This window comes from Streptomyces sp. NPDC017676 (genome assembly GCF_044329325.1).
In the GTDB taxonomy this organism is placed as follows: domain Bacteria; phylum Actinomycetota; class Actinomycetes; order Streptomycetales; family Streptomycetaceae; genus Streptomyces.
Genome location: NZ_JBIRJA010000007.1, coordinates 409,000 through 429,244, shown reverse-complemented (window position 1 = coordinate 429,244; position 20,245 = coordinate 409,000). Strand labels below are relative to the sequence as shown.

At 71.2% G+C, this 20,245-nt stretch carries 20 protein-coding genes; 9 read left to right on the top strand and 11 right to left on the bottom strand.

Annotated elements, in window-relative coordinates:
- The first annotated feature begins 555 nt into the window (after positions 1–555).
- Positions 556–1,782 (top strand): phosphoserine phosphatase SerB, encoded by a 1,227-nt coding sequence (serB, locus tag ACH4LD_RS18235; protein ID WP_132784132.1) that lies wholly within the window; start codon positions 556–558, stop codon positions 1,780–1,782.
- A 205-nt stretch (positions 1,783–1,987) separates the two neighbouring features.
- Here serB and ACH4LD_RS18230 read toward each other — a convergent pair whose 3' ends face one another.
- From ACH4LD_RS18230 to ACH4LD_RS18215, 4 genes are all read right to left on the bottom strand, one after another.
- The gene (locus ACH4LD_RS18230) at positions 1,988–2,506 is read right to left on the bottom strand and encodes a SixA phosphatase family protein (protein ID WP_398057053.1); all 519 of its coding nucleotides are present in this window, start codon (positions 2,504–2,506) and stop codon (positions 1,988–1,990) included.
- A 78-nt stretch (positions 2,507–2,584) separates the two neighbouring features.
- Entirely contained in the window at positions 2,585–2,791 is a 207-nt protein-coding gene (locus ACH4LD_RS18225) for a hypothetical protein (protein ID WP_132784130.1), read from the bottom strand.
- 349 nt (positions 2,792–3,140) lie between these two features.
- Entirely contained in the window at positions 3,141–3,260 is a 120-nt protein-coding gene (locus ACH4LD_RS18220) for an SGM_5486 family transporter-associated protein (protein WP_106971956.1), read from the bottom strand.
- 56 nt (positions 3,261–3,316) lie between these two features.
- The gene (locus ACH4LD_RS18215; RefSeq protein WP_398057052.1) at positions 3,317–4,627 is read right to left on the bottom strand and encodes a CynX/NimT family MFS transporter; all 1,311 of its coding nucleotides are present in this window, start codon (positions 4,625–4,627) and stop codon (positions 3,317–3,319) included.
- 91 nt (positions 4,628–4,718) lie between these two features.
- On the opposite strand from ACH4LD_RS18215, the gene ACH4LD_RS18210 reads away from it, so the two are divergent.
- The gene (locus tag ACH4LD_RS18210; RefSeq protein WP_398057051.1) at positions 4,719–5,411 is read left to right on the top strand and encodes a FadR/GntR family transcriptional regulator; all 693 of its coding nucleotides are present in this window, start codon (positions 4,719–4,721) and stop codon (positions 5,409–5,411) included.
- Here ACH4LD_RS18210 and ACH4LD_RS18205 read toward each other — a convergent pair.
- The 3 genes from ACH4LD_RS18205 to fabG form a co-directional block, all read right to left on the bottom strand.
- Positions 5,389–5,739 carry a hypothetical protein gene (locus tag ACH4LD_RS18205; RefSeq protein ID WP_398057050.1) on the bottom strand — a complete coding sequence of 117 codons (351 nt, stop codon included), beginning with the start codon at positions 5,737–5,739 and terminating at the stop codon, positions 5,389–5,391. The two genes, ACH4LD_RS18210 and ACH4LD_RS18205, sit on opposite strands and share 23 nt — an antisense overlap.
- Positions 5,740–6,105: 366 nt before the next feature.
- Positions 6,106–6,873 (bottom strand): enoyl-ACP reductase FabI, encoded by a 768-nt coding sequence (fabI, locus tag ACH4LD_RS18200; RefSeq protein WP_030642662.1) that lies wholly within the window; start codon positions 6,871–6,873, stop codon positions 6,106–6,108.
- 5 nt (positions 6,874–6,878) lie between these two features.
- Positions 6,879–7,598, bottom strand: coding sequence for a 3-oxoacyl-[acyl-carrier-protein] reductase (gene fabG, locus ACH4LD_RS18195; protein WP_398057049.1), 720 nt, complete (start codon positions 7,596–7,598; stop codon positions 6,879–6,881).
- Between the two features lie 239 nt (positions 7,599–7,837).
- Between fabG and ACH4LD_RS18190 the strand changes: the two genes are divergently transcribed.
- The 3 genes from ACH4LD_RS18190 (at position 7,838) to tyrS (ending at position 12,087) form a co-directional block, all read left to right on the top strand.
- Complete coding sequence (locus ACH4LD_RS18190) at positions 7,838–9,361, top strand: TldD/PmbA family protein (RefSeq protein ID WP_132784127.1); 1,524 nt, start codon at positions 7,838–7,840, stop codon at positions 9,359–9,361.
- Positions 9,358–10,752: a TldD/PmbA family protein gene (locus ACH4LD_RS18185; protein WP_132784126.1), complete on the top strand. Its 1,395-nt coding sequence runs from the start codon at positions 9,358–9,360 to the stop codon at positions 10,750–10,752. The genes ACH4LD_RS18190 and ACH4LD_RS18185 overlap by 4 nt, the downstream gene beginning before the upstream one ends.
- A gap of 66 nt (positions 10,753–10,818) precedes the next feature.
- Positions 10,819–12,087 (top strand): tyrosine--tRNA ligase, encoded by a 1,269-nt coding sequence (gene tyrS / locus ACH4LD_RS18180; RefSeq protein WP_132784125.1) that lies wholly within the window; start codon positions 10,819–10,821, stop codon positions 12,085–12,087.
- Between the two features lie 105 nt (positions 12,088–12,192).
- Here tyrS and ACH4LD_RS18175 read toward each other — a convergent pair whose 3' ends face one another.
- Entirely contained in the window at positions 12,193–12,474 is a 282-nt protein-coding gene (locus ACH4LD_RS18175) for a GlsB/YeaQ/YmgE family stress response membrane protein (RefSeq protein ID WP_132784124.1), read from the bottom strand.
- 243 nt (positions 12,475–12,717) lie between these two features.
- On the opposite strand from ACH4LD_RS18175, the gene ACH4LD_RS18170 reads away from it, so the two are divergent.
- Both ACH4LD_RS18170 and ACH4LD_RS18165 read left to right on the top strand, forming a co-directional pair.
- Positions 12,718–13,137, top strand: a complete 420-nt coding sequence (locus tag ACH4LD_RS18170) for a DUF3099 domain-containing protein (RefSeq protein WP_398057048.1) — start codon at positions 12,718–12,720, stop codon at positions 13,135–13,137.
- 221 nt (positions 13,138–13,358) lie between these two features.
- Complete coding sequence (locus tag ACH4LD_RS18165; protein ID WP_398057047.1) at positions 13,359–13,583, top strand: hypothetical protein; 225 nt, start codon at positions 13,359–13,361, stop codon at positions 13,581–13,583.
- A 37-nt stretch (positions 13,584–13,620) separates the two neighbouring features.
- Here the strand turns inward: ACH4LD_RS18165 and moaA are convergent, their stop codons facing one another.
- The 3 genes from moaA to ACH4LD_RS18150 form a co-directional block, all read right to left on the bottom strand.
- Positions 13,621–14,610 carry a GTP 3',8-cyclase MoaA gene (moaA, locus tag ACH4LD_RS18160; RefSeq protein ID WP_398057046.1) on the bottom strand — a complete coding sequence of 330 codons (990 nt, stop codon included), beginning with the start codon at positions 14,608–14,610 and terminating at the stop codon, positions 13,621–13,623.
- 186 nt (positions 14,611–14,796) lie between these two features.
- Positions 14,797–16,452: a cation acetate symporter gene (locus ACH4LD_RS18155; RefSeq protein WP_398057045.1), complete on the bottom strand. Its 1,656-nt coding sequence runs from the start codon at positions 16,450–16,452 to the stop codon at positions 14,797–14,799.
- Positions 16,449–16,805, bottom strand: coding sequence for a DUF485 domain-containing protein (locus ACH4LD_RS18150; RefSeq protein ID WP_030642644.1), 357 nt, complete (start codon positions 16,803–16,805; stop codon positions 16,449–16,451). The genes ACH4LD_RS18155 and ACH4LD_RS18150 overlap by 4 nt, the downstream gene beginning before the upstream one ends.
- 285 nt (positions 16,806–17,090) lie before the next feature.
- Here ACH4LD_RS18150 and ACH4LD_RS18145 point away from each other — a divergent pair, with 285 nt between their 5' ends.
- Complete coding sequence (locus tag ACH4LD_RS18145; RefSeq protein WP_398057044.1) at positions 17,091–18,617, top strand: S8 family peptidase; 1,527 nt, start codon at positions 17,091–17,093, stop codon at positions 18,615–18,617.
- A 97-nt stretch (positions 18,618–18,714) separates the two neighbouring features.
- Positions 18,715–20,232 (top strand): S8 family peptidase, encoded by a 1,518-nt coding sequence (locus ACH4LD_RS18140; RefSeq protein ID WP_398057043.1) that lies wholly within the window; start codon positions 18,715–18,717, stop codon positions 20,230–20,232.
- Positions 20,233–20,245: the final 13 nt, after the last annotated feature.

The following is a 20,245-nucleotide window of genomic DNA, read 5'->3' as shown; positions in this document are numbered from 1 at the left end:
GGGGCCGGGTGCCGGACAGGACGGGCACGTCGTCGCCCGGCCACCAGTGCTGTGAGCGACAGCGTTGCCACTGGCCGCGAGCACCGGCCGCCCAGGACTCACCTGGCACCAGGGCACCGGCCGAGGCGGGGGCACGGCTCAGGCCAGGGCACCCGCCGGGGCCCGGCCCGGCGCGCATGAGCCCAGAGCTCAGCCCCGGCCAGGGCGCCGACATGGCCCGGACACGCACCACGCCAAGGTCCGGCCCAGCCACCCCGCGCACCACCCCGGTGGCGCCGGCCCAGCCACCCCGCGCACCACCCCAGTGCGCCAGCTCAGCCACCCCGTGCACCACCCAGACGCCGCTCAAGCGGCCGCCTCGGCGTTGTCTCCGTCTGCCGTTCCGCCCCGGTCGTGCGACCCTCGTGGTGGAGACGGTCGGGATTCGGTCGGGTGGGAGAGGCGCCGTTTTCCGGTGGCAAGATCCTCGACACCGGGTCGACACCCATTGTTCCGTGTCCGTCAGACGGACCTCGGCGGCGAGAGGCACTGGGTGCCGGATACGGTGGTGACACCATGAGCGCTTCGCAGACCTCCGCTTCGCAGACCCCCGAGGTCCCCACCCTCCTCGTCAAGATCTTCGGCAAGGACCGGCCGGGCATCACGGCCGGCCTCTTCGACACCCTCGGCGCCTATCTCGTCGACGTGGTCGACATCGAGCAGGTCGTCACCCGGGGCCGCCTGGTGCTGTGCGTGCTGGTGACCCAGCCACCGGCCGGCCTGGAGGGTGATCTGCGGGCCACCGTGCACAGCTGGGCCGAGTCGATGAAGATGCAGGCGGAGATCATCTCGGGGCACGGCGACAACCGTCCGCGCGGCCTCGGGCGCTCCCTGGTGACCGTCCTCGGCCACCCGCTCACCGCCGAGTCGACCGCCGCGATCGCCGCCCGGATCGCGAAGGCCGGCGGCAACATCGACCGTATCTTCCGGCTCGCCAAGTACCCGGTGACGGCCGTGGAGTTCGCGGTGTCGGGCGTGGAGACCGAACCGCTGCGCACCGCCCTGGCCTCCGACGCGGCGGCACTGGGTGTCGACATCGCGGTGGTCTCGGCGGGCCTGCACCGGCGCGCCCAGCGGCTGGTGGTCATGGACGTGGACTCGACCCTGATCCAGGACGAGGTCATCGAGCTGTTCGCCGCGCACGCCGGCTGTGAGGACCAGGTCGCCGAGGTGACGGCGGCGGCGATGCGCGGGGAGCTCGACTTCGAGCAGTCGCTGCACGCGCGCGTGGCGCTGCTGAAGGGGCTGGACGCGTCGGTGGTGGAGAAGGTGCGCGAGGAGGTCCGGCTGACGCCGGGCGCGCGCACGCTGATCCGCACCCTGAAGCGGCTCGGCTACCAAGTGGGGGTCGTCTCCGGCGGGTTCACCCAGGTGACCGATGATCTGAAGGAGCGGCTGGGGCTGGACTTCGCGCAGGCCAACACGCTGGAGATCGTCGACGGGAAGCTGACCGGCCGGGTCACCGGAGAGATCGTGGACCGGGCGGGCAAGGCGCGGCTGCTGCGCCGCTTCGCGGCGGAAGCCGGCGTGCCGCTGTCACAGACGGTGGCGATCGGTGACGGCGCGAACGACCTGGACATGCTGAACGCGGCGGGCCTGGGCGTGGCCTTCAACGCCAAGCCCGTGGTCCGGGAGGCGGCGCACACGGCGGTGAACTTCCCCTTCCTCGACACGGTCCTCTACCTCCTCGGCATCACCCGGGAAGAGGTCGAGGCCGCCGACATGCACGACGACGAGGGCTGAGCGAGGCCCCGCCCGCGCCCACCCGCCGGAAGAACCTGCCCGCCCGCCGGAAGAACGCGTCCGCCCGCCGGGAGAACCTGCCCACTCGCCGGAAGAACGTGCCCGCCCGCCGGGAGACCGAGCCCGCGCCCGGCTGCCCGGGAGGGCCCGGCGCCCTGTGCGGTGCCGGGACCTTCGCCGTCCGGTGTGCCGCGTCGGCGCCGGGTCACTCGGAGGGCGCCCAGTAGTCCACGAGTGTGGCCACACCGGGCTCGACGCCCTTCCAGGGGCCGTCGAAGGAGAGCACGGCGAAGGCGGCGGCGGGGAAGCCCCGCCGGTCCATCCGCTCACGGGCGTCGCCGTCGGCCGCGCCGGCCAGGATGTCGGCCAGACCGTGCACGCCGGGGTTGTGGCCGATCAGGATCACGTTCCGCACCTCGTCCGGGACCTCGTTGAGCACGGCGATCAGCTCGCCGGGCGAGGCCTCGTAGACCCGCTCCTCGTAGACGGTCTTCGGCCGGTGCGACAGCTCGTGGACGGCGAGCTTCCAGGTCTCCCGGGTACGGGTCGACGTGGAACACAGGGCCAGGTCGAAGGTGGTGCCGGTGTCGGCCAGCTTGCGTCCGGCGACGGCGGCGTCCGTGCGGCCGCGCTCGGCGAGCGGGCGCTCGTGGTCGGGGACCTGGGGCCAGTCGGCCTTCGCGTGCCGGAAGAGGACGATCCTGCGGGGTTCTGCGACGCTCATGGGTCCCAGCTTCGCATGAAACAGGCCGCCCGGCTCAGGGAGTTGACATGCGGATTCACCGCGTGAGGGGGCCTGTCCTCAGCGCGCGAGGAGTTGCTGGGCGCGCTCCAGGAGCCGGGCGATCGCCGGTTCGCCGGTCGCCGCGTGGGCGTCCGACGGGTTCAGTATCAGCGCGAGCAGCACGAGGAACGCGAGCGCGGGCAGGGCGAGCGCCCACCAGGGCAGCCTGATGTCGGCGCCGCCCGTGGTCGCCGGGTGGGGCCGGGAGGGGGTGCGGGCCGCCATGGTCGCCTCCGTGAGTCCTCAAGCTGGTCCGTGACCGCCCGGTGCGGTCACTTCTCGAAGGTACGGAAGCCGGGGCCGCCAACCCATCCGGAGTTCCACCCAGTTGACCCTGACCCTTGCCCCCTAGGGGATGGTGGGGCCAGCCCCACCATCCGCCCGGCAGCCCCGGAGGACCGGGAGGGCCCGGAGAACAGGGAAGACCGGGTGAAACGGGCGGATCGGGTGAGTCCGGCGGGTCGGGCGAACCAGCGGACCGGTGGAGCCGGCTGCGCCTCAGACAAGGCCGGAAGCGCCTCAGACAAGGCCGGAAGCGCCTCAGGCGGAACCGGCAGCGCCCCAGGCGCTGCGGTCACGGAGACGCCAGGGTCGCCACGATGGCGATGATCACGAAGATGGCGAGGAACGAGCCGAAGACGAGCAGCATCTTCTTCTGGCCGTTCTGCGGGTTCGGGTCGAGCACAGGCTGCATGCGCCCAGTCTCGCACCTCCTCCCCCGCATCACGGCGCCGGGGGCACCCGGCCGGGTCAGCGCGCCGCCTCGTCCTCCACCGTCCGGTCGCGGCCCGCCAGGAAGCCCACCACCATCTGCGGCACCATGAGGGCCGCCATGAGGGCGAGCGGCACTCCCCAGCCGCCGCTGTGCTGGTAGAGCACGCCGACCAGCAGGGGCCCGGGGATGGAGATCAGATAGCCGGTGCTCTGGGCGAACGCGGACAGCTGGGCCACGCCCGGACCGCTGTGGGCCCGCATGCCGACCATGGTCAGCGCGAGCGGGAAGGCGCAGTTGGAGACACCGAGCAGCAGGGCCCAGGCCCAGGCGCCGGCGGCCGGGGCGAGGTACAGCCCGGCGTATCCGGCGAGGCCGCAGGCGCCCAGGACCAGCACGATGGGGCCCTGGTGGGACAGCCGGGTGGCGACCCTCGGGATGACGAAGGCGAGCGGGACGCCCATCACCATGGTGACGGCGAGCAGCACGCCCGCGGTGCCCGCGGGCACGCCGGCGTCCCGGAAGATCTGCGGCATCCAGCCCATGGTGATGTAGGCGGCGGTGGCCTGGAGGCCGAAGAAGACGGCGAGCGCCCAGGCGGTGCGGCTGCGGGTGATGCGCAGGGGGGCGTGCTGCCGCTCCGTCCCACGCGCGGGCTCCGGCCTCTGGGCGGCCGTGCCCCGGTCGCGGACGAGCGGCAGCCAGGGCAGGACGGCGGCGGCGGCGAGGGCCGCCCACACGGCGAGGCCGGACTGCCAGCCGCCGCCCAGGGCGTCGGTCAGCGGCACGGTCACGGCGGCGGCGACGGAGGTGCCGAGGGCGAGGGCCATCGAGTACAGGCCGGTCATGGAGCCGACCCGGTCGGGGAACCAGCGCTTGACGATGACCGGCATCAGGACGTTGCTGACAGCGATGCCCATGAGAGCGAGCGCGCTGGCGGCCAGGAATCCGGCGGTGCTGCCGACGTACGGCCGTATGAGCAGACCGGCGGTGATGGCGACCATGCCGGCGCACACCACGGCGGCCGGTCCGAAGCGGCGGGCCAGGCGGGGTGCGGTGACGCCGAACACGGCGAAGCACAGCGGGGGCACGGAGGTGAGCAGTCCGGCCACGCCGCCGCTCATGCCGAGCCCGTCGCGGACCTCCTCCAGGAGGGCGCCGAGGCTGGTGATGGCCGGGCGGAGGTTCAGCGCGGAGAGCACGATGCCGACGACGACCAGCCGGACCGCCCACGCGCGCGTGCCGCCCGCGCCGGGCATCGTCTCCTGCGCGCGCGTCGCGGGCGTACCGCGTTCGGTCGACTTCATCGCCGTACGGGTCTCCACTGTCCGGGTTTCCTCACTAGCCATGAGACACATCATAGAATCATGGGATGATTGGTTGTCCAACCTCGCGGTACCCGTGGACCGCGCGCCCCGGCTCCTCGTGCGAAGGTGTGCCATGCCTTTGAGCCACCCCCGCCGTTCGGCGCTGTCCGAGCAGGTCATCGCCGAACTGCGCAATCAGATCACCGCGGGCGAGTGGCCGGTCGGGTCGCGCATCCCGACGGAGCCCGAACTGGTCGAGCAGCTCGGTGTCGCCCGCAACACGGTCCGGGAGGCCGTCCGCGCGCTCGCCCACAACGGTCTGCTGGACATCCGCCAGGGCTCGGGCACGTATGTGGTGGCGACGAGCGAGCTGGCCGGGGTGATGCACCGCCGTTTCGCCGGCGCCGACCCGCGGCACATCGCCGAGCTGCGGTCCACGCTGGAGTCGGCGGCGGCGAAGCTGGCCGCCGAGCGGCGCACCGAGAAGGACCTCAAGCAGCTGGACGCGCTGCTGGCCCGGCGCGAGGAGGTCTGGGAGAGCGGCGACACGGAGGCCTTCGTGACGGCCGACGCGACCTTCCACCTGGCCGTGGTGGCCGCGTCCCACAACGACGTGATGACCGCGATGTACGCCGACCTCGGCGAGGTGCTGCGGGACTGGCTGCGCGCGGACGTCGAGGCGGGGCTGACCCCGGAGACGTACATGGACCACACGCGCCTGGTGGACGCGATCCGCGCGGGGGACGCCGAGGCGGCGGCGACGGAGGCCGCGAGCTATCCGTTCCTGTGCAACCCGGGGCGGTTCACCGCACCTTCTGGTGGCTGATCCACACCGAGCGGACCTCCTTCCAGCACCGGCCGGACAGCCGTACGGTGATCGCGGCCCCGGCGTCCACCGGGGCGCTGTCGGTGTCGATGTCCCACCAGCGGTCGCACTCGATGTGCAGCCGCACACGATCGGTGTCGACATAGGGGTTGTGGCAGTACGTCACCACGTGGGAGCCCCGGACGGCCGTGCGGCACGAGGCGCCGAACCGGCTCGGCGCGGGCGGCTTGCCGTCGCTCACGCGCGCGTGCGGCAGCGCGTCGTACGGCAGGGACAGGACGAGGGCGAGGGCCACGGTCACCGGGGCCAGGCTGCGGGACAGGCGCACAAGGGGACCTCCTCGGCCGGGCGGCGCGGGGACGTGCGAGGGAAGGCGTGATCCAGCGTGCGCCGTCCGCGCGGCGGCGGCCCGGCCGGTGAGCCGAACGGGTGACGCCCCTCGCCGAACGGGTGACGCCAATTGCCCAACGGACGACGCCGTGGTCGAACGAGTGATGCCCGGCCCAGGACTCGACGACGACCAAGGCGAACAGCGTGCCGATGTTCACCAGTTCGGCGAGTTCGCTGAGGAGACGTGGAGTTCGGAGCCGGTGACGGAGGCGTAGGCGGCGGAGCCGGTCACCGGGCGTCGAACGAGCGACGCCCCGTCCCCGCCGGAAGCGAGGAACGGGGCGTCGGTGCGGTCCCGCGACGATCAGGCGCCGATGGCGTGCAGACCGCCGTCGACGTGGATGATCTCGCCGGTGGTCTTCGGGAACCAGTCGCTCAGCAGGGCGACGATGCCGCGGCCGGCCGGCTCCGGGTCCTTCAGGTCCCACTCCAGCGGGGAGCGGCTGTCCCAGACGGAGGCCAGCTCGCCGAAGCCCGGGATGGACTTGGCGGCCATGGAGCCGAGCGGGCCCGCCGAGATGAGGTTGCAGCGGATGTTCTGCTTGCCCAGGTCGCGGGCGATGTAGCGGCTGGTCGCCTCCAGGGCGGCCTTGGCCGGGCCCATCCAGTCGTACTGCGGCCAGGCGAACTGCGCGTCGAAGGTCAGGCCGACGACCGAGCCGCCGTTCTGCATCAGCGGCAGGCAGGCCATCGTGAGCGACTTCAGGGAGTACGCCGAGACGTGCATGGCTGTGGCGACCGATTCGAACGGCGTGTTCAGGAAGTTGCCGCCGAGCGCGTCCTGCGGGGCGAAGCCGATGGAGTGGACGACGCCGTCGAGGCCGCCCAGCTCCTCGCCGACCACGTCGGCCAGGCGGGCGAGGTGCTCGTCGTTGGTGACGTCCAGCTCGATGACCTTGGTGGGCTTCGGCAGCTTCTTGGCGATGCGCTCGGTCAGGGTGGGCCGCGGGAACGCGGTCAGGATGATCTCGGCGCCCTGCTCCTGGGCCAGCTTGGCAGCGTGGAAGGCGATGGAGGACTCCGTCAGCACACCCGTGATCAGGATGCGCTTGCCGTCGAGGATTCCGCTCATGGTGATCAGTGACCCATTCCCAGTCCGCCGTCAACCGGGATGACGGCTCCAGTGATGTACGAGGCGTCGTCCGAGGCGAGGAACCGCACGGTCGCGGCGATCTCCTCGGGCTGCGCGTAACGGCCGAGCGGCACCTGAGAGACGATGTTCTGGCGCTGCTCGTCGGAGAGCACCTTGGTCATGTCGGTGTCGACGAAGCCGGGCGCGACGACGTTGAAGGTGATGTTGCGCGAGCCCAGCTCCCGGGCGAGGGAACGCGCGAAGCCGACCAGGGCGGCCTTGGACGCGGCGTAGTTCGCCTGGCCCGCCGAGCCGAGCAGGCCGACCACGGACGAGATCAGGACGACGCGGCCCTTCTTGGCACGCAGCATCCCGCGGTTGGCGCGCTTGACGACACGGAAGGTGCCCGTGAGGTTGGTGTCGATGACCGAGGTGAAGTCCTCCTCGGACATGCGCATCAGGAGCTGGTCCTTGGTGACGCCGGCGTTGGCGATCAGGACCTCGACCGGACCGTGCTGGTCCTCGATCTCCTTGTAGGCCTGCTCCACCTGCTCGGGGTCGGTGATGTCGCACTTGACTGCAAGGCAGCCCAATTCCGTCAGGGCGGCCGGCGGCTCACCCGAGCGGTACGTGATCGCGACCTTGTCGCCGGCGTCGGCGAATGCGCGGGCGATGGCGAGGCCGATGCCCCGGTTGCCTCCGGTGACGAGAACCGAGCGGCTCAACGGATCACCCTTTCGATAGCGGTTGCACACATCCGCCCGAACACCTGGATGACAGGCGGCTTCATCGAAAACCTATCGGTACCGGCACGCGCACGGGCAAGCGGGCACCGACAGTGGCGCGGGGGTGTCGCTGTCGGATCCCTACAGAACGCGTCGTTCCGGAACCGAAAGGTGTGGTCCGCCGGGCCGGTCCCGCGACATGATCGGAGCCGACAGGCCACGACAGCAGGGAGACCTCCGTGCCTCATTCCATCGACGAAGCCTTCACGGCGCTTCCCCTACGGGCCCTCGCCGACGCCGCGCTCGCACGCGCGCGTGCGCTGGGAGCCGAGCACGCGGACTTCCGGTTCGAGCGGGTGCGCAGCGCGTCCTGGCGGCTGCGGGACGCCAAGCCCTCCGGTTCGTCGGACACCACCGACCTCGGGTACGCGGTCCGGGTGGTGCACGGCGGTACGTGGGGCTTCGCCTCCGGGGTGGATCTGACCATGGACGCCGCCGCCAGGGTCGCCTCGCAGGCGGTGGCCATGGCCAAGCTGTCCGCGCAGGTGATCAAGGCGGCCGGGTCCGAGGAGCGGGTGGAGCTGGCCGACGAGCCGGTGCACGCCGACAGGACGTGGATCTCGTCGTACGAGATCGACCCGTTCTCGGTGCCGGACGAGGAGAAGTCGGCGCTGCTCGCGGAGTGGAGCGCGCGGCTGCTGGCCGCGCCGGGCGTCGACCATGTGGACGCCTCGCTGCTCACCGTGCACGAGAACAAGTTCTACGCCGACACCGCCGGGACCGTGACCACCCAGCAGCGGGTGCGGCTGAATCCGCAGCTCACGGCCGTGTCGGTGGACGAGTCGAGCGGGGAGTTCGACTCCATGCGCACCATCGCGCCGCCGGTGGGGCGCGGCTGGGAGTACCTGACCGGGACCGGCTGGGACTGGGACGGCGAACTGGAGCGGATCCCGGAGCTGCTCGCCGAGAAGATGCGGGCGCCGAGCGTGGAGCCGGGCCTGTACGACCTGGTGGTCGACCCCTCCAACCTGTGGCTGACCATCCACGAGTCCATCGGACACGCCACCGAGCTGGACCGCGCCCTCGGCTACGAGGCCGCCTACGCCGGCACCTCCTTCGCCACCTTCGACCAGCTCGGCAAGCTGAAGTACGGCTCCGAGCTGATGAACGTCACCGGCGACCGCACCGCCGAGCACGGCCTCGCGACCATCGGCTATGACGACGAGGGCGTGGCGGCGCAGTCCTGGGACCTGGTGAAGGACGGCACGCTGGTGGGCTACCAGCTCGACCGGCGGATCGCGCGGCTGACCGGGTTCGAGCGGTCCAACGGGTGCGCGTTCGCCGACTCGCCGGCGCATGTGCCGGTGCAGCGCATGGCCAACGTGTCCCTCCAGCCGGACCCGGCCGGGCTGTCCACCGAGGACCTGATCGGCGGTGTCGACCGGGGCATCTACGTCGTCGGCGACCGGTCCTGGTCGATCGACATGCAGCGCTACAACTTCCAGTTCACCGGCCAGCGCTTCTTCAGGATCGAGAACGGGCGGATCACCGGGCAGCTGAAGGACGTCGCCTACCAGGCCACGACCACGGAGTTCTGGGGCTCGATGGCCGCCGTGGGCGGGCCGCAGACCTATGTCCTGGGCGGTGCCTTCAACTGCGGCAAGGCCCAGCCGGGCCAGGTGGCGGCCGTGTCCCACGGGTGCCCGTCCGCCCTCTTCAAGGGCGTCAACATTCTGAACACCACGCAGGAGGCCGGCCGATGAGCGCCCGTACCCACAAGCCGCACGAGGTCGTCGAGCAGGCGCTGGCGCTGTCCCGGGCCGACGGCTGTGTCGTCATCGCCGACGAGCACTCCACCGCCAACCTGCGCTGGGCGGGCAACGCGCTCACCACCAACGGGGTGACGCGGGGCCGTACCCTCACCGTGATCGCGACCGTGGACGGCGCGCAGGGCACCGCCTCCGGTGTGGTGTCCCGGTCCGCGGTCACCGCCGAGGAGCTGGAGCCGCTGGTGCGGGCCGCGGAGGCCGCCGCGCGCGGTGCCGGGGCCGCCGAGGACGCGCAGCCGCTGGTCGGCGGAGTGCCGGAGTCCCCGGACTTCACGGACGCGCCCGCCGAGACCTCCTCCGCCGTGTTCGCCGACTTCGCGCCGGCGCTGGGCGAGGCTTTCGCACGCGCGCGTGCCGGCGGCAGGGAACTGTACGGCTTCGCCAACCACGAGCTGGTCTCGACGTACCTCGGGACGTCCACCGGGCTGCGCCTACGGCACGACCAGCCCACCGGCACGCTGGAGCTGAACGCCAAGTCCCCGGACCGTGCGCGCTCGGCGTGGGCCGGCCGGTCCACACGGGACTTCAAGGACGTCGACCCGGGCGCGATGGACGCCGAACTGGCCGTACGGCTCGGCTGGGCGGAGCGGCGCGTGGAGCTGCCCGCGGGCCGCTACGAGACGCTGCTGCCGCCGACCGCCGTGGCGGACCTGCTGATCTACCAGCTGTGGTCGGCGTCGGGCCGGGACGCGGCCGAGGGCCGGACGGTGTTCTCCAAGCCCGGTGGGGGCACGCGGGTCGGCGAGAAGCTGAGCGAGCTGCCGCTAACCCTGCGCAGCGACCCGAACGAGCCCGGTCTGGAGTGCCCGCCCTTCGTGGTCGCGCACTCCTCCGGCGGCGACCAGTCGGTGTTCGACAACGGGCTGCCGACCCACGCCACCGACTGGATCTCCGAGGGCGTACTGAAGCACCTGACCACCACCCGGCACAGCGCGGGCCTGACCGGGCTGCCGGTCGCCCCGGTGCTCGGCAACCTGGTCCTGGACGGCGGTGACGACCGTTCGCTGGAGGAGATGGTCGCGGACACCGAGCGCGGGCTGCTGCTGACCTGCCTGTGGTACATCCGCGAGGTCGACCCGGCCACGCTGCTGCTGACGGGCCTGACCCGGGACGGCGTCTACCTCGTGGAGAACGGCGAGGTGACCGGGCAGGTGAACAACTTCCGGTTCAACGAGTCGCCGGTGAACCTGCTCGGCCGGGCCACCGAGGCCGGGCGGACGGAGAAGACGCTGCCGCGCGAGTGGAGCGACTGGTTCACGCGGGCCGCGATGCCCGCGCTGCGCATCCCCGATTTCAACATGAGCTCTGTCAGTCAGGGCGTATAACCTCGTAGGCGTTCGTGGTCGGGTGTCACCCGGCCGCCCGAAGATCACCAAGGAGACACGAGAACCGTGACGGACATCGTCGACGAGCTGAAGTGGCGGGGGCTCATCGCCCTCTCCACGGACGAGGACGCACTGCGCAAGGCGTTCGCGGACGGCCCCGTCACGTTCTATTGCGGCTTCGACCCGACCGCGCCCAGCCTGCACCTCGGCAACCTCGTGCAGATCCTGACGATGCGCCGCATCCAGGAGGCGGGCAACCGTCCGCTGGCGCTGGTCGGCGGTGCCACGGGTCTCATCGGCGACCCGAAGCCCACGGCCGAGCGCACGCTGAACGCGCCGGAGGTCGTGGCCGGCTGGGTGGAGCGGCTGCGCGCGCAGATCGAGCCGCTGCTCCACTTCGACGGGCCGAACGCCGCGGTGATGGTCAACAACCTGGACTGGACCCAGGGCCTGTCGGCCATCGAGTTCCTGCGGGACATCGGCAAGTACTTCCGGGTCAACAAGATGATCGCCAAGGAGGCCGTCTCCCGCCGGCTCAACTCCGACGCGGGCATCAGCTACACCGAGTTCAGCTACCAGATCCTCCAGGGCATGGACTTCCTGGAGCTGTACCGGCGGCATGGCTGCACGCTGCAGACCGGCGGCAGCGACCAGTGGGGCAACCTCACCTCGGGCACGGACCTGATCCACCGGGTCGAGCCGGAGGCCGTGGTGCACGCGCTGGGCACCCCGCTGATCACCAAGGCGGACGGCACCAAGTTCGGCAAGACCGAGTCCGGCACGGTGTGGCTCGACCCCGAGATGACCACGCCGTACGCGTTCTACCAGTTCTGGGTCAACGCGGACGACCGGGACGTCTCCAAGTTCCTGCGCATCTTCAGCTTCCGGTCCCGTGAGGAGATCGAGGAGCTGGAGCGGCAGACGCAGGAGCGTCCGCAGGCCCGGGCGGCGCAGCGGGCGCTCGCCGAGGAGCTGACGACGCTGGTGCACGGCGCCGGGCAGACGGCCGCGGTGATCGCGGCCTCCCGCGCCCTGTTCGGGCAGGGCGAGCTTGCGGAGCTGGACGAGCGGACGCTGGCGGCGGCGCTGTCCGAGGTGCCGAACGTCCAGGTCACCGAGCTGGCTCCGGTGACCGACCTGTTCGCCGAGGTCGGTCTGGTCGCCAGCAAGTCCGCCGCGCGGCGGACCGTGAAGGAGGGCGGGGCCTACGTGAACAACGTCAAGGTCACGGCCGAGGACGCGGTGCCGTCGGCGGAGGATCTGATTCACGGGCGGTGGCTGGTGCTGCGGCGCGGGAAGAAGAACCTGGCCGCCGTGGAGGTCACGGGCGCCTGAGGATCGTAGGGGGCGTGGGGATGCCCGCGACTGCGGCCGCGGTGTGGCTGGTCGCGCAGTTCCCCGCGCCCCTTCGGGCCCGCCGCCCTCAGGGCGTTCTCGGGCTCAGGCCCGCTGCTGCTTGCGCTTGCCCAGCGTCGCCATGTAGAGGGCGTCCACGGCCGCGACGATGATGATGGCGGCCACGAGCTGGAAGATGTGCCGGCTCCAGTCGATGCCCCGGGTCGCCGCCACGCCGACGGCGCGGGCGACCGCGTTGCCCACGATGGCGCCGAGCATGCCGCAGATGGTGGTCAGCCACAGGGGGCTGTGCTGCTTGCCGGGGATGATCGCCTTGGCGATGAGACCCAGTACGAATCCCACGATGATCGCCCACAACCAGCCCATGGCTGCCTCCTCGTACGGCTCGACGTGAGCATTACGGCCAGTGTGGTTCGGTCCGCCGTACGGCGCACGTCGGGTTCCCCCGTACGCGGCGGGGCCCCCGGTGTCGTCGCAGGCCGGGGGCGACCCGGTCTCGAAGGCGGCGCGGGCGCGGCGTACCGTGGGAGGTGTCCCGGCCGGTTCCCCGCCGGAGGTGGACGAGGTGCGGGCCGGGGAGAGTCCGATGCGGGCGGATGGTGGAATGTGATGCGGAAACAGCACGGCGGGAGCGTCCAGGTGTTCCGGATCACCGGCGCCCGGACCGGACTCGCCGAGGATGTCCGGGGCCGGCAGCGGCGGTATGTGATCTCCATGGGGATCCGTACCGTGTCGGTGATCCTGGCGGTCTCACTGTGGAACGTCGAACGGTACGTCGCGATCGTCGCGCTCGTGCTCGGTGCGGTGCTGCCCTACATCGCGGTGGTGATCGCCAACGCGGGCCGGGAGAAGCCGCCGTCCCTGCCGTCCACGTTCGTCACCGCGCCGATGCGGCCGATGATCGCGCCGTCGGGGACCGAGGACGGACGGGCGGATTCCGCGTGGGAGTCCGTGCGGGAATCCGCAGCCGAGGACGCGCCGACGAATCCGGGGCCCGGAGCGCGGGGTGAGCGCGCCGACCCGGTCTGAGCACGACGAAGGCGTGGGAAACGGAATGCGACCCCGCGCCAAGCTCAAGAAAAGCTCAGATCAATCCTGTTGTTCCGGTGCCGGGCGGCGGGGTACCCGTGACATACTGCGTACGCGCTCCGCATCCCCCGTCGGAGCGATGGACCGACGCCGGGCAGCTCCCCCCGTGGCTGCCCGGCGTCGCCTTGTTTGAGCCCATGAGACGAACCCGAGACGAACCCGTGAGTGACGAGACCCCGATCTGCTCCGCCAAGGGCTGCCGTGCCGCCGCCGTGTGGGTGCTGGCGTGGAACAACCCGAAGGTCCACACGCCGGAGCGGCGCAAGACATGGCTGGCCTGTGAGGAGCACCGCCAGCATCTGTCGCAGTTCCTCGGGGTGCGGGGCTTCCTGAAGGACGTGGTGGCGTTCGACGAGTGGCGGGCGGCCGAGGGGCCCCAGGGCTGACCCTTCGCGTCTGCCGCGCGAACGGTGGGACGGGCCCTCAGCCGCCGATCGCGGACATGGGGCGGTCCGGCTGGACGAACGACGGGTCGTCCAGGCCCGCTCCCGCCTTCTTGCCCCACATGGCGAGCTTCCAGATGCGGGCGATCTCCTCGTCGGGGGCGCCCGAGCGCAGGGCCGCGCGCAGGTCGGTCTCCTCGGTGGCGAACAGGCAGGTGCGTATCTGGCCGTCGGCGGTCAGGCGGGTACGGTCGCAGGCCGCGCAGAACGGCCGGGTGACCGAGGCGATCACACCGACCCGGTGCGGGCCGCCGTCCACCAGCCAGCGCTCCGCCGGTGCCGAGCCGCGCTCGTCCGCGCCCTCGGGGCTGAGGTCGAAGCGGGTGCGCAGGGAGGCCAGGATGTCCCCGGCGGTGACCATGCCCTCGCGCTTCCAGCCGTGCTGGGCGTCCAAGGGCATCTGCTCGATGAAGCGCAGTTCGTAGTCGTGCTCCACCGCCCAGGCGAGCAGGTCCGGGGCCTCGTCGTCGTTCAGCCCCGGCATCAGGACCGAGTTGACCTTGACGGGGTTCAGACCGGCTTCGCGGGCGGCGGCCAGGCCCTCCAGCACGTCCTTGTGGCGGTCACGGCGGGTGAGGGTCTTGAAGACGTCCGGGCGCAGGGTGTCCAGGGAGACGTTGACCCGGTCCAGGCCCGCCGCCTTCAGCGCGGTCGCGGTGCGCCTGAGGCCGATGCCGTTGGTGGTGAGGGACATCTGGGGGCGCGGCTCCAGCGCGGCGACGCGCTCGACGATGCCGACCAGGCCCGGGCGCAGCAGGGGCTCACCGCCGGTGAAGCGGACCTCCTCGATGCCGAGCGTGCGGACCGCGATGTCGATCAGGCGGACGATCTCGTCGTCCGTGAGCAGATCGGGCTTGGCCAGCCACTGCAGGCCCTCCTCGGGCATGCAGTAGGTGCAGCGCAGATTGCACCGGTCTGTCAGCGAGACCCTCAGATCGGTGGCCACCCGGCCGTAGGTGTCGATGAGCACGTGGGCCCCCTCCCTCTCCCGGTCACTCATTTTCGGTCGCGCGTGCGTCGTCCGTCACCTGCGAGCCTACGTGACGCCGCTGACATCGACAGCGCACGATCCCACGAGGTACGGCACGACCGCGTCGTAGGACCGTACAGTCCGTGACGGCGCGGTCGTCCGTACGTACTCTCCGTGGGATTTCCGTCAGTGCGCTCCGGTGCCGGTCAGGGACCGCACCTCCAGTTCCGCGTACTTGTCCGCGTCCGGGGTCTCCTTCGACAGCAGGGTGCCCACGACGCCGAGCAGGAAGCCGACCGGGATGGAGATGATCCCGGGGTTCTCCAGCGGGAACCAGTGGAAGTCGACGTCGGGGAACATCGAGGTCGGCTTGCCGGAGACCACCGGGGAGAACAGCACCAGGCCGACCGCGGTGACCAGGCCGCCGTAGATGGACCACAGGGCGCCCGTGGTGGTGAACCGCTTCCAGAACAGGCTGTAGAGGATGGTCGGCAGGTTGGCGGAGGCGGCGACCGCGAAGGCGAGGGCGACCAGGCCGGCCACGTTCAGGTCGCGGGCCAGGGCGCCGAGCACGATGGAGACCGCGCCGATGCCGACGGTCGCCCAGCGGGCCGCGCCGATCTCCTGCTTCTCGGTGGCCTGGCCCTTCTTGATGACGTTCGCGTAGATGTCGTGCGCGAACGAGGACGACGAGGCCAGGGTCAGGCCGGCGACGACCGCGAGGATCGTGGCGAAGGCGACGGCGGAGATGGTGGCGAGCAGGATGGCTCCCCAGTTGGAGTCGACGCCGCCCAGGTGCAGGGCCAGGAGCGGTGCCGCCGTGTTGCCCGCCTTGTTGGAAGCGATGATCTCGTCCGGTTTGATCAGTGCGGCGGCGCCGAAGCCGAGGGCGAGGGTCATCAGGTAGAAGGCGCCGATCAGGCCGATCGCCCAGATGACGGACTTGCGGGCGGCCTTGGCGGTGGGGACCGTGTAGAAGCGGATCAGGATGTGCGGCAGGCCGGCGGTGCCCAGGACCAGGGCGATGCCGAGCGAGAGGAAGTCCAGCTTGGTGGTGCCGGTGGCGCCGTACTTCAGGCCGGGCTCCAGGAAGGCGCTGCCCTTGCCGCTGTTGTCGGCGGCCTTGCCGAGCAGGTCGGAGATGTTGAAGTCGAACTTCAGCAGGACGAGGAAGGTCAGCAGCAGGGCGCCGATGATCAGCAGGACCGCTTTGACCATCTGGACCCAGGTGGTGCCCTTCATGCCGCCGATGGTCACGTACACGATCATCAGCACGCCGACCAGGGCGACGATGCCGATCTTGCCACCGTCGCTGGTGATGCCCAGCAGGAGCGAGACGAGGACGCCCGCACCGGCCATCTGGGCCAGCAGGTAGAAGATCGACACGACGATCGTGGAGGCGCCGGCGGCCGTGCGGACGGGGCGCTGGCGCATCCGGTAGGCCAGCACGTCGCCCATGGTGTAGCGGCCGGAGTTGCGCAGCGGCTCGGCGACCAGGAGCAGGGCGACGAGCCAGGCGACGAGGAAGCCGATGGAGTACAGGAAGCCGTCGTAGCCGAACAGGGCGATGGCGCCGGCGATGCCGAGGAAGGACGCGGCGGACATGTAGTCGCCGGAGACGGCGAGGCCGTTCTGGAAGCCGGTGAACTGCCGTCCGCCGGCGTAGAAGTCGGCGGCGTCCTTGGTCTGCCGGCCGGCCCAGACGGTGATGACGAGGGTCGCGGCGACGAACACCGCGAACAGGGTGATGATCAGCGTCCGGTGCTCGCTCGCCTCGCCGGCGGCGAGCAGAGTGTGCGAGGCCCGGCCGGTGGCCGACAGGGTGTGCTGCGCGGCGCTCATGCTCCGCCCTCCATCCGGGACTTGATGGCCTCGGCCTTCGGGTCGAGCTTGGCCGCGGCGTGCCGCGCGTACCACCAGGCGATGAGGAACGTGGTGAGGAACTGGGCGAGGCCCAGGACGAGGGCCACGTTGATGTTGCCGACGACCTTGGTGCCCATGAAGTCGCCCGCGTAGTTGGACAGCAGGACGTACAGCAGGTACCAGGCGATGAAGGCGATGGTCAGCGGGAAGGCGAAGGAGCGGTGGGCGCGGCGCAGTTCACCGAACTCCGCGCTCTGCTGCACCTCGGTGAACTCCTCGGTGGAGGGAAGGGAAGCTGGGTGTTTCGCGGGTGGCGGTGTCTCGGTGGCCACGGGCTCTCCTCGCGTGACGGACATGCGCTGTCTGGCTTCACAGAACCGGGCTTACGTTACCGGTAGTCGCCATGTGACTCCGGTGTGTGATCCCGGCGTGGGGAGCGCCTGCTTCGACGGGCCCCCCGTCCACGGTCACGGCGCCCCGCGCGGGCCGGTTCAAGTCCGCCGGGCTCTTTCGGAGATCGGGCGCGGCAGATAGCTTCGGCCTGCACCACCCGCCATGTACCTGCCCGAACACGACCGTGTCCGGGCGGTTTCGTATCCGGATGATGTGGAGATCCCATGGCTCATCTGCGTTCCAGACGCCGGCTCGCGCTCGCCGTGCCCGTCGTGCTGTCGCTGACCGCCTCGCTCGGCTTCCTGCCGTCGGTGGCCTCGGCGGCACCCGCCGCGGGCACGGTGGCGCGGGCGGCGGACGCTCCGAACCTCGCCTACGTGGTCAACACCCGTACGGACGACCGCACGATCGCGTCGGTACGGCGGGAGATAGCGCGCAACGGCGGCACGGTGGTGGCCGGTTACGACCGGATCGGTGTCGTCGTCGTCCACTCCGCGAACCCGGACTTCGCCGCGCGGATGCGGGCCGTGCGCGGGGTCGACTCCGCGGGTGCCACCCGGACCGCGCCGCTGAGCGCGGCCGGGACGACGGACGAGGGCGCGGCGCAGGTGCTGTCCCGGGCGGAGCAGGCGCGGCTCGCGGCGAGCGCGACGGCGGGCGAGGAGCCGCTGGAGGCGGACCAGTGGGACCTGCGGGCGATCGGCGCCGACCGTGCCGCGAAGGTGAACCCGGGCAGCAGGAACGTCACGGTCGGGGTCATCGACACGGGTGTGGACGACACCCACCCGGACATAGCCCCGAACTTCTCCGCGTCCCAGTCGGCGAACTGTGTGAGCGGCAAGGCGGACACGACGTACGGCGCGTGGCGGCCGGCGGACGCCGACCACTACCACGGCACCCATGTGGCCGGTGAGATAGCCGCCGCCCGCAACGGCATCGGCGTGGCCGGTGTGGCGCCGGGCGTGAAGGTCGCGAGCATCACGGTGGCGCAGCCGGACGAGACGTCGCTGTTCTACCCGGAGAGCGTGGTCTGCGCGTTCGTGTTCGCCGCGGACCACGGCATCGAGATCACCAACAACAGCTACTACGTTGATCCGTGGCTGTACAACTGCATGGACGACCCCGATCAACGTGCCATCGTTGACGCGGTCAACAGGGCCCAGCTCTACGCCCAGCGCAAGGGCACGCTCAACGTCGCCTCGGCGGGCAACTCCAACGACGATCTGGACGCCGACGCCCTCGTGGACGACTCCAGCCCCGACGACTCCACGGCCCAGACCCGCACGATCGACCCGCACGAGTGCTTCGACGTACCGACCCAGCTGCCCGGTGTGGTGACCGTGAGCGCGGTGGGCGTGAAGGGCACCAAGTCGTACTACTCCAGCTACGGCCAGGGCGTGGTCGACGTGGCGGGGCCGGGCGGCGACAAGTACCAGATCCCGGACACGCCGTCGAAGAACGGCCGCATCCTGTCCACCATGCCGAACAACCAGTACGGCTTCCTCCAGGGCACCTCGATGGCCTCCCCGCACGTGGCCGCGGTGGCCGCGCTGCTGAAGTCGGCCCACCCGCACGCCACTCCGGCCCAGTTGCAGGCGCTGCTGAAGGCCCAGGCGGACAACCCGGGCTGCCCGGCCGGACCGTACGACGGTGACGGCGACGGGGTCGTGGACGCGACCTGCGCCGGCGGCAGGCGGGTCAACGGCTTCTACGGCTTCGGTGTCGTCAACGCGCTGCGCGCGGTCCAGTAGCCGGCCGGGCACCCCGCACGCCGCCGTCGTCCGACGGCGCTCCACCGCACTTCCCGCACGACGCGCTCGTACCGCGACCGAACTGGAGAGAACACCCATGACAGCGCCCAAGCCGCGCTACCGCCGCGCCCTCGCCCTCCCCGCCGGGATGGCCCTGGCCACGGCCCTCGCGTTCCTGCCCAACGTCAACGCGTCCGCCGCCACCGGCACCCCGGCGGCCTCCGCCGACGGGCCCACGCTCAGCTATGTCGTCAACGTCCGCCCGGGACACGCCGTGTCGGCGCGTGTCCAGCAGGCGATCGCCGAGGCCGGGGGCTCGGTGGTGGTCGCGTACGACCGGATCGGCGTGATCGTCGCCCACTCGGCGAACCCCGGCTTCGCCCAGCGGATCCGCTCCGTACGCGGAGTCGACTCGGCCGGTGCCACGCGCAACGCGCCGCTGCCCGCCCAGTCCACCACCGACATGGGCACGCCGAAGACACTGAGCGCCGCGGAGGCCGCCCAGGTGACGGCGGCCGACGGCCAGGACCCGCTGGAACCGCTCCAGTGGGACCTGCCCGCCATCAAGGCCGACAAGGCGCACGAGAAGACGCTGGGCAGCCGGGACGTCACGGTCGCCGTCATCGACACGGGCGTCGACGACACCCACCCGGACATCGCGCCGAACTTCGACCGTGCCGCGTCCGCCAACTGCGTGTCGGGCAAGCCGGACACGACGGACGGCGCCTGGCGGCCGAGCGCGTCGGAGAGCCCGCACGGCACGCACGTGGCGGGCGAGATCGCCGCCGCGAAGAACGGCGTAGGCGTCACCGGGGTGGCTCCGGGCGTCAAGGTCGCCGGCATCAAGGTCGCCAACCCGGACGGCTACTTCTACACGGAGGCCGTGGTCTGCGGCTTCGTGTGGGCGGCCGAGCACCACGTCGACGTGACCAACAACAGCTATTACACCGACCCGTGGTACTTCAACTGCACCACCGACCCGGACCAGAAGGCGCTCGTGGACGCCGTCACGCGGGCCTCGCGGTACGCGGAGCGCAAGGGCGCGGTCAACGTCGCGGCGGCGGGCAACGAGAGTTACGACCTCGCGTCCGACTCGATCACCGACCCGGTCTCCCCGAACGACGGCACGCCCTCGGACCGGGTGATCGACCCGCACGAGTGCTACGACATACCGACCCAGCTGCCGGGTGTCGTGACGGTGGCGGCGACGGGTGCCAAGGGCCTGAAGTCGTCCTTCTCCAACTACGGCCTCGGTGTCGTCGACATCGCCGCGCCAGGCGGCGACTCGACCGCCTACCAGAAGCCCGAGCCGCCGGCGACCAGCGGTCTCATCCTGGGTCCGCTGCCGGGCGGCAAGTGGGGCTACATGGCCGGTACGTCCATGGCGACCCCGCATGTCGCCGGTGTCGCCGCATTGATCAAGTCAACCCATCCGCACGCCTCCGCGGCCCTCGTGAAGGCGCTGCTGTACGCCGAGGCCAACGCCACCCCGTGCACGGACCCGTACGACATCAACGGTGACGGCAAGGTGGACGCGGTGTGCGAGGGGTCGAAGAACCACAACGGCTTCTACGGCTGGGGCACGGCGGACGCGCTGGCCGCGGTGACCCGGTAGGCCCACCGTCGAG

Bases quoted from the DNA above. Each gene is read 5' to 3' on its own strand.
- ACH4LD_RS18215 (WP_398057052.1), bottom strand. From the start codon at position 4,627: ATGGCTAGTGAGGAAACCCGGACAGTGGAGACCCGTACGGCGATGAAG.
- ACH4LD_RS18220 (WP_106971956.1), bottom strand. From the start codon at position 3,260: ATGCAGCCTGTGCTCGACCCGAACCCGCAGAACGGCCAGAAGAAGATG.
- ACH4LD_RS18225 (WP_132784130.1), bottom strand. From the start codon at position 2,791: ATGGCGGCCCGCACCCCCTCCCGGCCCCACCCGGCGACCACGGGCGGC.
- ACH4LD_RS18230 (WP_398057053.1), bottom strand. From the start codon at position 2,506: ATGAGCGTCGCAGAACCCCGCAGGATCGTCCTCTTCCGGCACGCGAAG.
- ACH4LD_RS18170 (WP_398057048.1), top strand. From the start codon at position 12,718: ATGCGGAAACAGCACGGCGGGAGCGTCCAGGTGTTCCGGATCACCGGC.
- ACH4LD_RS18140 (WP_398057043.1), top strand. From the start codon at position 18,715: ATGACAGCGCCCAAGCCGCGCTACCGCCGCGCCCTCGCCCTCCCCGCC.
- ACH4LD_RS18155 (WP_398057045.1), bottom strand. From the start codon at position 16,452: ATGAGCGCCGCGCAGCACACCCTGTCGGCCACCGGCCGGGCCTCGCAC.
- ACH4LD_RS18175 (WP_132784124.1), bottom strand. From the start codon at position 12,474: ATGGGCTGGTTGTGGGCGATCATCGTGGGATTCGTACTGGGTCTCATC.
- fabI (WP_030642662.1), bottom strand. From the start codon at position 6,873: ATGAGCGGAATCCTCGACGGCAAGCGCATCCTGATCACGGGTGTGCTG.
- ACH4LD_RS18210 (WP_398057051.1), top strand. From the start codon at position 4,719: ATGCCTTTGAGCCACCCCCGCCGTTCGGCGCTGTCCGAGCAGGTCATC.
- ACH4LD_RS18145 (WP_398057044.1), top strand. From the start codon at position 17,091: ATGGCTCATCTGCGTTCCAGACGCCGGCTCGCGCTCGCCGTGCCCGTC.
- ACH4LD_RS18185 (WP_132784126.1), top strand. From the start codon at position 9,358: ATGAGCGCCCGTACCCACAAGCCGCACGAGGTCGTCGAGCAGGCGCTG.
- serB (WP_132784132.1), top strand. From the start codon at position 556: ATGAGCGCTTCGCAGACCTCCGCTTCGCAGACCCCCGAGGTCCCCACC.